General features: G+C 34.6%; 11 protein-coding genes. 7 read left to right on the top strand and 4 right to left on the bottom strand.

Going from position 1 to position 13,404, the window contains the following annotated elements; all coding sequences use genetic code 11:
- Window position 1: 1 nt before the first annotated feature.
- Window positions 2-1,399, bottom strand: a complete 1,398-nt coding sequence (gene glmM / locus AC23MC_RS12210; protein ID WP_487568634.1) for a phosphoglucosamine mutase — start codon at window positions 1,397-1,399, stop codon at window positions 2-4.
- Window positions 1,400-1,516: 117 nt separating this feature from the next.
- Here glmM and AC23MC_RS12205 point away from each other — a divergent pair, with 117 nt between their 5' ends.
- The 4 genes from AC23MC_RS12205 to AC23MC_RS12190 all read left to right on the top strand — a co-directional run bounded on the left by AC23MC_RS12205 (window position 1,517) and on the right by AC23MC_RS12190 (window position 6,650).
- Entirely contained in the window at window positions 1,517-2,101 is a 585-nt protein-coding gene (locus AC23MC_RS12205) for an acyl carrier protein phosphodiesterase (RefSeq protein WP_487568633.1), read from the top strand.
- Complete coding sequence (gene ggt / locus AC23MC_RS12200; protein ID WP_487568632.1) at window positions 2,098-3,780, top strand: gamma-glutamyltransferase; 1,683 nt, start codon at window positions 2,098-2,100, stop codon at window positions 3,778-3,780. Before AC23MC_RS12205 ends, ggt begins: the two co-directional genes overlap by 4 nt.
- 37 nt (window positions 3,781-3,817) lie before the next feature.
- Window positions 3,818-5,632, top strand: a complete 1,815-nt coding sequence (locus AC23MC_RS12195; RefSeq protein ID WP_487568631.1) for a chloride channel protein — start codon at window positions 3,818-3,820, stop codon at window positions 5,630-5,632.
- A gap of 61 nt (window positions 5,633-5,693) precedes the next feature.
- On the top strand, window positions 5,694-6,650 hold the full coding sequence (locus AC23MC_RS12190) for a Fic family protein (protein WP_487568630.1): 957 nt from the start codon (window positions 5,694-5,696) through the stop codon (window positions 6,648-6,650).
- A gap of 69 nt (window positions 6,651-6,719) precedes the next feature.
- Here AC23MC_RS12190 and AC23MC_RS12185 read toward each other — a convergent pair whose 3' ends face one another.
- Entirely contained in the window at window positions 6,720-7,241 is a 522-nt protein-coding gene (locus AC23MC_RS12185; RefSeq protein WP_487568629.1) for a hypothetical protein, read from the bottom strand.
- Window positions 7,242-7,349: 108 nt separating this feature from the next.
- On the opposite strand from AC23MC_RS12185, the gene uvrA reads away from it, so the two are divergent.
- The 3 genes from uvrA to AC23MC_RS12170 all read left to right on the top strand — a co-directional run bounded on the left by uvrA (window position 7,350) and on the right by AC23MC_RS12170 (window position 12,695).
- Entirely contained in the window at window positions 7,350-10,181 is a 2,832-nt protein-coding gene (gene uvrA / locus AC23MC_RS12180) for an excinuclease ABC subunit UvrA (RefSeq protein WP_487568628.1), read from the top strand.
- A 94-nt stretch (window positions 10,182-10,275) separates the two neighbouring features.
- Window positions 10,276-11,769: a T9SS type A sorting domain-containing protein gene (locus AC23MC_RS12175; RefSeq protein ID WP_487568627.1), complete on the top strand. Its 1,494-nt coding sequence runs from the start codon at window positions 10,276-10,278 to the stop codon at window positions 11,767-11,769.
- A 200-nt stretch (window positions 11,770-11,969) separates the two neighbouring features.
- Window positions 11,970-12,695, top strand: coding sequence for an LOG family protein (locus tag AC23MC_RS12170; protein WP_487568626.1), 726 nt, complete (start codon window positions 11,970-11,972; stop codon window positions 12,693-12,695).
- Between the two features lie 49 nt (window positions 12,696-12,744).
- On the opposite strand, the gene AC23MC_RS12165 is transcribed toward AC23MC_RS12170, so the two are convergent.
- Window positions 12,745-13,104 (bottom strand): hypothetical protein, encoded by a 360-nt coding sequence (locus AC23MC_RS12165; RefSeq protein ID WP_487568625.1) that lies wholly within the window; start codon window positions 13,102-13,104, stop codon window positions 12,745-12,747.
- 169 nt (window positions 13,105-13,273) lie between these two features.
- Window positions 13,274-13,404, bottom strand: a 131-nt coding sequence (locus tag AC23MC_RS12160; protein WP_487568691.1) for a T9SS type B sorting domain-containing protein, incomplete at its 5' end; no start/stop codon positions are given.

The following is a 13,404-nucleotide window of genomic DNA, read 5'->3' as shown; positions in this document are numbered from 1 at the left end:
TTTATTTTGAAATAACGGCTTTAATTTCATCAATAATTCGCAAAGCCAATGCATCTGCTGCTTGTTGCGTTGGAGCTTCTGTATAAATTCTAATTATGGGCTCTGTATTCGATTTTCGTAAGTGAACCCATTCGTTCGCAAAATCTATTTTTACTCCATCAATAGTAGAAATTTGTTCATGAGCATATTTTGAAGTCATAGCCACCAAAATAGCATCTACATCAATTTCAGGAGTCAATTCAATTTTATTTTTACTCATATAATATTGTGGATACGAAGCACGAAGTTCAGCCACCGTAACATCCAAATTGGCTAAATGCGTCAAAAATAAAGCCACACCCACCAAACTATCACGTCCATAGTGCGATTCAGGATAAATGATTCCCCCGTTTCCTTCTCCACCAATAATAGCATTGGTAGATTTCATCAATTCCACCACATTTACTTCACCAACAGCACTGGCTTGGTATTTACCGTTGTGTTTTTCGGTAATATCACGCAAAGCTCTTGACGATGACATATTAGAAACGGTATTTCCGGGTGTTTTACTCAACACATAATCAGCCACGGCAACCAATGTATATTCTTCGCCAAACATTTCGCCATCATTTGAAATAAAAGCCAAACGATCTACATCCGGATCAACTACAATTCCGAAGTCGGCTTTTTCTTTAACAACCAATTCGCAAATATCTCCTAAATGTTCTTTCAAAGGTTCAGGATTATGAGGGAAATGTCCGTTTGGTTCGCAATACAATTTTACTACTTCCACGCCCATTTGTTCTAATAAATTTGGAATAATGATTCCGCCCGAAGAATTTACACCATCAACCACCACTTTAAATTTACGTTTGGCAACGGCTTCAGCATCAACTAAAGGCAAATTCAATACTTCATCAATATGAATATCCATGTAGGCATCATTCACAGTAACTTCTCCTAAACTATCCACATCCGAAAAATCAAATGCTTCACTTTCAGCAATTTCTAAAATCTTTACACCTTCTGCACCATTTAAAAATTCACCTTTTTCATTCAATAATTTCAATGCATTCCATTGTTTTGGATTATGCGAAGCGGTTAAAATAATCCCACCATCTGCTTTTTCTAACGGAACTGCAATTTCAACTGTTGGCGTTGTAGAAAGCCCTAAATCAATTACATCAATACCTAATCCAATCAACGTGTTCATCACTAAATTATGAATCATCGGACCGGAAATTCGAGCATCACGACCAATAACGACTTTAAGTTTCGAGTTGCGGGTTGCAGGTTGCGAGTTTTTCAAAAATGTACCGTAAGCCGAAGCAAATTTTACCGCATCAACCGGAGTTAAATTATCGCCTACTTTTCCGCCAATTGTTCCTCTAATGCCTGAAATTGATTTAATTAATGTCATTGAATATAGTTTTGATTATATTTTTAAATTGAAAAACACGACAAAGATAAAGAATTGAAATGTTGTAAAAGTGATTTAAAATTCAATTTTTTAAGAATAAATTCCTAATTTAGGCAAATGAATTTTCTAGCACACATATACCTTTCTGGCGACAACAGGCTAATTCAAATCGGAAATTTCATGGCCGATGGCATTCGTGGCAACGATTATTTGAATTATCCTCCGGAAGTTCAAAAAGGAATTATTTTGCACAGAGCCATTGATACGTTTACTGATGCTCATCCCATTTTTAGGAAGAGTAAGCATCGTTTGCATGAAAAATACGGACATTATTCGGGTGTAATTATCGATATTTTTTATGATCATTTTTTGGCTAAGAATTGGGGCAACTACTCCAGTCAGCCTTTAGAGAAAGTGGCGAACGATTTTTATGAAAATTTGCGAAGTCATTATGACATCTTAACCGAAAGAACCAAAGGAATGATGCCTTATATGATTGCCCGAAATTGGTTTGTGAGTTATGCCTCAATTGAAGGTTTATCGATGATTTTATTTCAAATGGACCATCGCACAAAAAACCGAGTTGATATGCATCTTTCAATAAACGAATTACAAGAATTTTATACAGAATTTGAAGAAGAATTCACTGCCTTTTTTGAAGAATTACAAATCCATTGCCAAGAAAAACTAGCTACTTTATGAGAACTATTTCATTACTTTTTTTATTGATTTTAATGGGATGCAAATCGGAACAAACCACTATTCCAACAGGATTAGTAACCGAAAAAGCGATGGTAGTTTCTGCCCGTGAAGAAGCGTCAAAAATTGGTGTAGAAATTATGAAACAAGGCGGAAATGCCTTTGATGCCATGATTGCCACCGAATTGGCTTTGGCTGTTGCCTACCCGTATGCCGGAAATATTGGTGGTGGTGGATTCATGGTTTTTAGAAAATTTTCCGGTGAAACCGGCAGTTTAGATTACCGTGAAAAAGCTCCATTAGCCGCTACTTCAAGTATGTTTTTAGATGAAAAAGGAGATGTCGTAAGCGGAATGAGCACTGAATCTGCCAAAAGTATTGGCGTTCCCGGAACTATTGCCGGCGTTTTTGCTGTGCATGAAAAGTTTGGAACGCTTCCGATAGAAACTATTATAAAACCGGTAATTGAATTAGCAAAAAAAGGAGTTATCATCACCAAAAAACAAGAAGAACGATTGAACCATTATCGAAATGCAATCATCAAAGCAAACGGAAATGAATCGCTATTTTCAAAATCATACAAGGAAAATGACACGATTCGATATTTTGCCCTAGCCAATACATTAGAACAAATTGCCCAAAACGGTCGAGATGAGTTTTATAAAGGTGAAACGGCTAAGAAATTAGTCATGTACATTCAAACCAAAGGCGGAATCATAACTTTGGAAGATTTAGAAAAATATGAAGCAGTTTGGCGTGATCCAATTTCAATTGACTTTAAAAATTATAAAGTAACTTCGATGGCTCCACCGAGTAGTGGCGGAATTACATTGGGTCAGATTTTAAAAATGACTGAACCGTATGACGTTCATACTTTACAACATAATTCTGAAAAGTACATTCAACTTTTGGTGGAAGCCGAGCGAAGAGCTTATGCCGACAGAAATCATTATCTAGGTGATCCTGATTTTGTAAAAATTCCGAGTAAAGAACTATTGGATGATGTGTATTTGAAAAGCCGAATGAGTAATTTTTCATTTGATGAAGCAACCAAATCAAGTGATGTTTCAAATGGAAACGTTCAATTTTCGGAAAGTATGGAAACCACTCATTATTCTATTGTCGATCAATTTGGCAATGCAGTTTCTGCTACAACAACAATAAATGATGCGTATGGTTCTAAATTGTATTGCGACGAATTAGGCTTTTTTTTAAATAACGAAATGGATGATTTCTCTTCTAAACCAGGAACTCCTAATATGTTTGGTTTAACCGGTTCCGAAGCAAACAGCATTGCTCCTCAAAAAAGAATGTTGAGTTCGATGACACCAACCATTATTGAGAAAGAAGGAAAATTGTTTATGATTTTAGGAACTCCAGGCGGTTCAACAATTATCACTTCGGTTTTACAAACTTTTTTAAATGTTGCTGCATTTGAAATGAGTATGCAAGAAGCCGTAAATGCTCCTCGTTTTCATCATCAATGGTTACCGGATGAAGTGATTTTTGAACCGGAAAGTTTTTCTAAAGAAATTCTCCAATCGTTAAAGAAGAAAAATTATCTCATTAACGAAAAAGCTACTCCAATTCTAGGAAAAGTTGACGCCATTTTAGTTCTACCTGACGGAAAATATGAAGGTGGTGCAGACAAAAGAGGCGACGATAAAGCAGTTGGTTTTTAAATTAAGTTTTATCTTAGCGGTTTAAAACATAATTTTCATGCCAAACGAAAAAAAATCAATCTTTAAAACATTTTTCAGAAAGAACTTCAGAAGACTGGAAGGATTTATTTTTTATCTAAAATCATTTCTTTCTCCAAGACAATTTATTTATTTAGCCTGTTTTTTGGTGGGAGTTTCCTCTGCTCTAGCTGTAATTGTACTAAAAACATTTGCTCACTGGGTTTATATTTTTGCTCAGTACATCGATTCCATTTTTCACTTGCCGTACAGTAATAGTACGCTTCCCATCATTGGAATTGTGCTAACCGCTTTTGTGGTAAAAAAAGTATTGGATGGTTCCATCGAAAAAGGTACTTCTCAAATTATGTATGCCGTTGCAAAAAAGTCAGGTATCATGCCTAAAAAGCAAATGTACGCTCAGATTATAACCAGTTCACTCACAGTTGGTATGGGAGGGTCTGCCGGATTAGAATCGCCTATCACCATTACAGGAGCTGCTTTTGGTAGCAATTTTGCCCAAAATTATCGCTTGAGCTATAAAGACCGAACGTTGCTTTTGGCTTGTGGAGTTGCTGCCGGAATTGCTGCTGCGTTTAACGCTCCAATTGCAGGAGTGCTTTTTGCTATCGAAGTGGTTTTGATGGATGTTAGTATTACAGCTTTTATTCCCATCATGATTTCGTCTGCAACCGGAGCAATCGTTTCAGCTATTTTGTTGAAAGATGAAATTTTATTTACGTTCAGCAAACAATTGGATTTTGATTATCATAACCTTCCTTTTTATATTTTATTAGGAGTAGTTTCAGGCTTTGTTTCCGTAAATTATGCCCGAACTTTCAGAAAAATCGAACATCATTTTGAAAAATCAAAACTCAAACCCATACGAAAGGCATTTTACGGAGCTTTTCTATTAGCTATTTTGATTTTCTTTTTTCCAACGTTATTTGGTGAAGGATATGAAAGTATCAAAATGTTAGCCAATACAAATCCGCAACAAATTTTAGAAAACACTGTACTTCAGAATTTTAAAGATAATATTTGGGTTTTGCTACTTTTTGTGGGAGCTACAATGCTTATTAAAGTTTATGCCACAAGTATCACCATTGGAAGTGGTGGAAACGGTGGAAACTTTGCTCCTTCCCTATTTGTGGGTTCATATTTGGGATTTGTTATTGCTACATTTTTTAACCAAATCGGTTTTAAACTTCCCGTAATTAATTTTACGTTGGTTGGTATGGCAGGAATTCTGAGCGGATTGTTTCATGCTCCACTGACCGCCATTTTCCTTATTGCCGAAATTACGAGTGGTTACAGTTTAATGGTTCCACTAATGGTGGTTTCATCCATTAGTTTTGCTATTTCTAAAAGATATGAACCATATTCTTTTGATATAAAAAATCTGGCAGCCAAAGGCGATGTGTTTACCGATGATCGCGATAGAAATATTCTTTCAGGCATTGCACCTTCCAATCTCATTCAAACCAATATTCAGACGTTGAAATTATCAAATTCATTAGAAGAATTGGTAACCAAAATTTCTTCTCATAATCAATCTGTTTTCCCGATAGTAAATGATAATAATGAATTGATTGGTATGGTAAATTTTGAAGATATACGTCCTTATATTTTCAATTCTTATAAAGTAAAATTCACAAAAATTCAAGAAATCATGCGTCCAGCCGCAGAAAAAGTAAACTATGATGAAATCATGGATACCATCATGGAGAAATTTGATCGTACTGAAGAAGAATTTCTACCTGTTTTAAAAAATAATCAAGTGATTGGATTATTGTCAAAAACCTCAATTTTAGAAGCGTATCGAATTCGATTGAAGAATATGATTATTGAATAATTTCTTAATATCGGATAGATTTATTTTTTTATACAACCGATAATAGTATCTTTGTTTTATTATGTGGAACATTGATACATCATACCGACCCGAATTTCAATCAACTTTTGAACGATTGTATGAAAAGCTGACTGTTTTAAAACAAAGCAGACCGCTTCCTAACATTGCATTGCAAAAAATTAAAGAATCGTTAACGATTGAATGGACCTATAATTCCAACAGTATTGAAGGAAATACATTGACTTTGCGTGAAACTCAAATGGTTTTACAGGAAGGAATTACCATAAAAGGCAAATCGCTTCGAGAACATTTTGAAGCCAAAAACCATGAAAAAGCAATTGACTATTTGTACTCATTAGTTGATGAAAATTATACTTTACGGAGTATTGATATTCTATCATTACACGAATTAGTTTTGCGAATGATTGAAGATGAATTTGCAGGAAGAATCAGAAATGGTGGTGTGCGAATTACTGGAGCCAATTTTGTTCCGCCAAATGCAAATAAAGTTTCAGACTTGTTGGATGAATTAATTGATTTTGTCAATACAAATCCACTTGATTTAAATGATATTGAATTGGCAACTGTTTTTCATCATAAATTGGTTTGGATTCATCCCTTTTTTGATGGAAATGGAAGAACAGTTCGTTTAGCCATGAATTTATTGCTAATGCGGAAAGGTTTTCCTCCCGCTATCATCTTAAAAAATGACCGAAAGAAATATTACGAAGCACTCAACCAAGCTAATTCAGGAAATTATCAAAAATTAATTTTGTTGATGAGTCAAGCTTTGGAAAGAACGCTGAACATTTATGTAAGTTCATTACCTGATAATGATTATGACTTTCAAGAAATTTCCAACATAGTTAGGGAACCAAATGAATTGCCATACGGACAAGAATACATTAGTTTACTAGCCCGTCAAGGGAAAATTGATGCTCACAAAGAAGGCAGAAATTGGTTTACTACAAAAAAAGCCATTGAAGAATACATGGCGAATAGGAAGCGGATGAGATAGCTGGCAGTGTTCAATTTTTAGTATTCAGTTGGAGTTATAAACTGAACACTAAAAACTGTTTACTGAATACTACTTTGATTTCTCTCCCACAAAATAATCATTCGTGCTTTTAAACAACACATTAAACGTAGTTAAGCTACCGTAAATTCTTGTAATATATTGTTGCAAATCAACTTTTTCTGCCGCGTCGAGATTGCTTGCATTTATTTTTTGTTCCATTACTCGCAAACGGTCACGAACCATGATGATTTTATGGAAAAAAGTGTCAATTGGCACTTCCTTGTTTTGCGTTGCCGTTCCCGGTTCCATGATGAGTTTTCCGCCTTTCCATTTATCAGCAATGGGAACAATTTGTGAAACATCAGACCATTTTTGTAGCAAATTTTTCAAGGTTTTTTCAACTTCATAAAAACTTACAGAGTCTACTTCGTCTTCCAAGGCTTCAATAACTTCAAATTCGCTATCAACATCGATGGTTTCTAATCCGCTTTCGATAAAAGTTACCCAATAATGTTTGGCTGTAACGTTTGTAACTACTCCTGCTCCGTGTTCCGGATGTTTAATTCTGGAACCAATTCCTAATATCTTCATATTCTAAATTTAATTTTTTCAAAAATAGAAATTGTTTAACAAATTCTTCTTATCTGTCTGCATAAATCTTGCTGTTAAAATCGTAACTTTGCGTTTTGCCAAAAAATTATGCAACAACCAGACCAAACGATTGAAATTTTAGGAGCTCGGGTTCACAACCTTAAGAACATTGACGTATCCATTCCAAGAGAAAAATTGGTGGTCATCACCGGACTTTCAGGTTCGGGAAAATCATCGTTGGCTTTTGACACTATTTATGCGGAAGGACAGCGTAGATACATCGAAACTTTTTCGGCGTATGCTCGACAATTCTTAGGCGGATTAGAACGTCCGGATGTGGATAAAATTGACGGACTCTCTCCTGTGATTGCCATTGAACAAAAAACAACAAGTAAAAGTCCACGTTCGACCGTTGGAACCATTACTGAAATTTATGATTTCTTGCGTTTGTTATTTGCTCGTGCCGCCGATGCTTACAGTTATAACACCGGCGAAAAAATGGTTTCCTATTCTGATGAGCAAATCAAAGAATTGATTATTGAAAATTTCAAAGGAAAACGCATTAATATTTTAGCTCCGGTGATTCGTTCACGTAAAGGTCATTATGCCGAATTATTTCAACAAATCGCCAAACAAGGATTTGTAAAAGTTCGTGTGAATGGCGAAATTGTTGACATCACAGCCGGAATGAAATTGGATCGATATAAAACCCACGACATAGAAATCGTCATCGACCGAATGCAAATTGATGAAGATGAAAATACCGATAAACGTTTAGCCGATAGCATCAAAACAGCGATGCATCACGGAGATGATGTAATGATGGTGATTGAACACGAAAGTAACGAAGTTCGATTTTTTAGTCGAACCTTAATGTGTCCAACTTCAGGAATTTCGTATCCGAATCCGGAACCGAATAATTTTTCATTCAATTCGCCAAAAGGTGCCTGCGATCATTGCAACGGATTGGGAACGGTGAACGAAATTAATTTGAAAAAAATAATTCCAAACCCAAAATTAACCATCAAACAAGGTGGTTTTGCTCCACTTGGCGAATATAAATCGAATTGGATTTTTAAACAATTGGAAACGATTGGCGAAAAATATGGTTTTAAATTAACCGATTCGGTTGATAGTATTTCAAACGAAGCCATGGAAATGATTTTGAATGGCGGAAAAGAAAAATTTTCAGTTGAATCAAAAACGTTAGGCATTACCAAAGAATATAAAATTGAATTTGAAGGAATTTCTAATTTCATTAAAAATCAATTCGACGAAAGCAGTTCCACTTCCATCAAACGTTGGGCAAAAGAATTTATGGATGAAATTGAATGCCCTAATTGTCACGGTTCTCGATTGAAAAAGGAAGCATTATATTTTAAAATAAACGATAAAAACATTGCCGATTTATCGCAAATGGATATTTCGGAATTAGCAAATTGGTTTATCAATTTAGACGAAAATTTATCCGATAAACAAAAAGCCATCGCTATTGAAGTTTCCAAAGAAATTAAAGCACGATTGCAATTTTTGTTGGATGTTGGTTTGAATTATTTATCGCTAAACCGAAGTTCCAAATCGCTTTCGGGTGGCGAAGCACAACGTATTCGATTGGCCACGCAAATTGGTTCACAATTAGTTGGTGTTTTATATATTTTGGATGAACCTAGTATTGGATTGCATCAGCGAGATAACGAACGTTTGATTAATTCGTTAGAAAATCTTCGTGATATTGGCAACTCTGTTTTAGTAGTCGAACACGACAAAGATATGATTGAACGTGCCGATTGGGTCATCGACATTGGTCCGAAAGCAGGTCGTTTTGGCGGAAGAATCATCAGCGAAGGAACTCCAAAACAATTATTATTAGAAAATACAATGACGGCTCAGTATATGAGTGGAAAGATGAAAATCGAAATTCCCAAAAAACGTCGTGAAGGAAACGGAAAAGTGCTGAAATTATCAGGAGCAACCGGAAATAATTTAAAAAATGTTACGGCAGAATTTCCTTTAGGAAAACTAATTTGCGTGACAGGAGTTTCAGGCAGCGGAAAATCTACTTTAATTAATGAAACACTTTATCCTATTCTAAACGAACACTTTTTTAATGCGGTAAAAAAACCACAACCATTCAAAAAAATTGAAGGTTTGGAACACATTGATAAAGTCATCGACATCGACCAAAGTCCGATTGGAAGAACACCACGAAGTAATCCTGCTACTTACACCGATGTTTTTTCGGAAATCAGAAGTCTGTTTACGCAAACTCCGGAAGCAATGATTCGCGGATACAAAGCCGGACGTTTTAGTTTTAATGTAAATGGCGGAAGATGCGAAACCTGTGAAGGTTCCGGAGTTCGAACCATCGAAATGAGTTTCTTACCGGACGTTTATGTGGAATGCGAAACCTGTATGGGAAAACGTTTTAACCGAGAGACCTTAGAAATCCGTTTCAAAGGAAAATCGATTTCTGATGTTTTGAATATGACGGTGGATGAAGCAGTTGAATTCTTTGAAAACATTCCGAAAATATATCGAAAAGTAAAAACAATTCAAGATGTTGGTTTGGGTTATATTACGTTAGGACAACAAAGTACAACACTTTCAGGCGGAGAAGCTCAACGGATTAAATTGGCAACCGAATTATCTAAAAAAGATACAGGAAATACCTTTTACATCTTAGACGAACCTACCACCGGCTTACATTTTGAAGATATTCGTGTGTTGATGGAAGTAATCACAAAATTAGTTGACAAAGGAAATACCGTATTGGTTATAGAACATAATATGGATGTCATAAAACTTGCCGACCATATTATTGATATTGGTTTGGAAGGCGGAAAAGGTGGCGGAGAAATCATATGCAAAGGAACTCCGGAAGAAATTGTGAAAAACAAGAAAAGCTTCACGGCACAATTTCTTAAAAAGGAACTAGGCTAGATGATTAAAAGTATGAGAACCAAAAATTTCCTATTTTTATAGTATTTTTGCTCCAACAGCAAAGCAATCAGATTTAATGAAATTTAAAATAATTATGAAAAAAAATTACTTCATTATTTTACTATGTTTTTCCTTCATTAGTATATTTGGACATGCTCAGGTAATTGATATCACGTTTGGACTTAATATCGGTTATTATGATGATGCAAGAAAAATTCATTTCCAGCAAAATGGTAGGCTTATTGTTGGTGGTTCAGTTGAAGAAACTTCCGGAGCAACAGGTCCAAAAAAAATGGCTGTTGCACGGTTTTTAAATACTGGAGCACTGGATACCTCATTTGGTACAAATGGAGTGACACAAGTACATCCAAATTCAACCAATTACTCAATAAGTGATTTAATGAATGATGATTCAGGAAACTTATTTATGTTAGGTAACTATTTTAATCATTGTTTAGTAAAAATGAGTCCTGACGGTATTGTAGATTCAAGTTTTGGCAACAACGGAGTTAAGTATTACAGTGACTTCGGTTCTTCTAGTAGTGCACATAATTTGCTTTTGCTGCCCGATGGAGATATTCTGATATTTGGTTCAGGAAAGCCAACTGGTTTTTCTAAAAGAGTATTAATCTTAAAAAAACTTAATCCAGACGGCAACATAGATACAAATTTTGGTTCTGATGGATTTGTAACAATAGATGCTGGATTTAATAATAATGGCGGTGTTAAATGTTTTCTTCAAAGCGATGGAAAAATAGTAGTAGCAGGTAATTGCGAATATGTTGATGAAGGAGTCACGAAAAGTAAGCTATTTTTAACTAGAATATCATCTTCCACAGGATTAGTAGATGAAACTTACGGCTCAGATGGAATTAGTTTTCCTACTGAACTTGTAAATTTATTTCAGTTTATAGAAATGGATTCCAATGATCAGATTACCACACTTGGCAGACAATCAACATTTTCAAGCCCAACAGCAAATATGGTTTATGCAAAATTTGATAATACAGGTAATATTATTTCTAGTGAAACCAAAATTTTTAACGTTTTCGGTACTGGTACTGCAGCTGCAATTCAGCCTGATGGTAAAATGGTTTTTGCAGGAGATTACATAGATGCAGTGGAAGGTAACGGTGCTAATTGTTATTTTAGGAGATATAATGCAGATGGTACAACCGATACAACTTTTGGAACAAATGGATTGCATACCGTTTCATTTTCTTCTGGAAACGAAAATATCAACAAACTTAAGCTCGGCCCTGATAATAAAATATATTTTGCCGGACATTCAAGAGGTGTAGATTTTAATTGGAGGATGGGAAGACTCAACCCTAGCCAAGCCTTAGATATAGAAGAATATGAAGTTGAAAAAATGACTATTTACCCAAACCCTGCCAGCAATTTACTTTCAATTTCAGGTATCCAGATAAAAACGTGCCGAATCATTGATCTCCAAGGAAGGATTATTATTGATGATAATGATAAGAACGATAATCTTGATATTTCATCACTTTCAACAGGAACATACATTTTGGAAGTTAGCAATAATGATGACAAGAAATTCATTCAAAAATTTGTAAAAAAATAATTTTCCACCCTTCCTACTCTCAAAAAAATATACACTTTTATCAACTGGTTTTTTATCCCGGTTATATCGTCCATCTTCATGACAAAGTTTATAGATCTAAGAGATGGCAAGAAAATATTCATACTAAGAGCATTATTTACGGCTAAATTTCTAAAAAAAGAATTACTTTAGCACGTTTGTTTAATTAAAAAAGAAAAGAAATGTCAGTACATAATTACGAAAACGATGACGATAGAATCCAGGCAAAATTCAAACAAAAAAACTGGAACGAAATACGAACGAATGATTCTTGGGCGATTTTTAAAATCATGTCCGAATTTGTTAATGGATACGAAAGTATGGCTAGAATTGGTCCGTGTGTTTCTATTTTTGGATCTGCCAGAACAAAACCAGGTGAAAAATATTATGAGTTAGCTGAAAGTGTAGCTTATAAAATCAGTAAAGCAGGTTATGGCGTTATTACTGGTGGCGGTCCCGGAATTATGGAAGCAGGAAACAAAGGTGCTCACCGTGGTGAAGGAACCTCGGTTGGTTTAAATATTGAATTGCCTTTTGAACAACACTTCAATCCATATATCGATAAAGACAAAAATTTAAATTTTGATTACTTCTTTGTTCGAAAAGTAATGTTTGTAAAATATTCGCAAGGCTTTGTTGTAATGCCAGGTGGATTTGGAACGTTGGATGAACTGTTTGAAGCCATCACCTTAATTCAAACCAAAAAAATTGGTAAATTTCCCATTATTTTAGTGGGAACAGAATATTGGTCTGGTTTACTAGATTGGATTAAAAATGTGATGATTGACAAGCAGAAAAATGCAAGTCCGGATGATATGAATCTAATCAAATTAGTTGATACTGAAGACGAAGTAGTTGAAGTGCTCGATGCGTTCTATAAAAAATACAATTTGAGTCCAAACTTTTAATTAAAAAAATCCCGCTAATTTTGAATTAGCGGGATTTTAAATTTTATATTTATTCTACTTTTATACCCTTGAACCACCCTAAGTTTAAATCATTAAATTGAAAATTAATTTCTTCTTCCAAAGTTGTTTTATTAAATACTAAAACATCTGTATTGGTAGTTAAAATATAATGATTTTCATCTTCCGTTTCCGAAATAATCATATTAGGTTGAAATTGATAAACTTGCTCATCAACTTTAAATACTATATTTTGATTTGAAATTTGAAGATATTCACCTGTATGAACTCCTTCATAATCTCCTTTTAACCATTCAGGCAAATTAAATACTTGCATGTCAAGTTCAGCAGATTCTGATTCACATCCGATCAAAATTAATCCAATTACAAAAACTACAATAATCCTTTTCATTAAACAACATTTAGAAATAAACTGTTGTAAATCTAATGATTAGAACAAACTATAAACATTAAAATCGTTCAAATGAAGATATAAACGTTTAACTTAATGCCAAGTGGATTTCATCGATAAAAAAAACTCCTGACGTTCATCAGGAGTTTTCTATTATTAAGTTTTATTTCTATCTTTTTAATGAAAAATGTGCTTTAAATGTTCTATTTTGACCGTTTTCCAAGTACTCAATTGTAAACCAGTAATCGGTTGATGGGAGGTTTTGACCGTTGAATGTTCCATCCCAACCTTGGCCTGCCG

This window comes from Flavobacterium sp. T50_26 (assembly GCF_057652995.1).
This window is presented reverse-complemented; position numbering and strand designations above follow the sequence as displayed.

Excerpts from the sequence above, each read along its gene's own strand:
- glmM (WP_487568634.1), bottom strand. The coding sequence starts at position 1,399 with ATGACATTAATTAAATCAATTTCAGGCATTAGAGGAACAATTGGCGGA.
- AC23MC_RS12205 (WP_487568633.1), top strand. The coding sequence starts at position 1,517 with ATGAATTTTCTAGCACACATATACCTTTCTGGCGACAACAGGCTAATT.
- ggt (WP_487568632.1), top strand. The coding sequence starts at position 2,098 with ATGAGAACTATTTCATTACTTTTTTTATTGATTTTAATGGGATGCAAA.
- AC23MC_RS12195 (WP_487568631.1), top strand. The coding sequence starts at position 3,818 with ATGCCAAACGAAAAAAAATCAATCTTTAAAACATTTTTCAGAAAGAAC.
- AC23MC_RS12190 (WP_487568630.1), top strand. The coding sequence starts at position 5,694 with ATGTGGAACATTGATACATCATACCGACCCGAATTTCAATCAACTTTT.
- AC23MC_RS12185 (WP_487568629.1), bottom strand. The coding sequence starts at position 7,241 with ATGAAGATATTAGGAATTGGTTCCAGAATTAAACATCCGGAACACGGA.
- uvrA (WP_487568628.1), top strand. The coding sequence starts at position 7,350 with ATGCAACAACCAGACCAAACGATTGAAATTTTAGGAGCTCGGGTTCAC.
- AC23MC_RS12175 (WP_487568627.1), top strand. The coding sequence starts at position 10,276 with ATGAAAAAAAATTACTTCATTATTTTACTATGTTTTTCCTTCATTAGT.
- AC23MC_RS12170 (WP_487568626.1), top strand. The coding sequence starts at position 11,970 with ATGTCAGTACATAATTACGAAAACGATGACGATAGAATCCAGGCAAAA.
- AC23MC_RS12165 (WP_487568625.1), bottom strand. The coding sequence starts at position 13,104 with ATGAAAAGGATTATTGTAGTTTTTGTAATTGGATTAATTTTGATCGGA.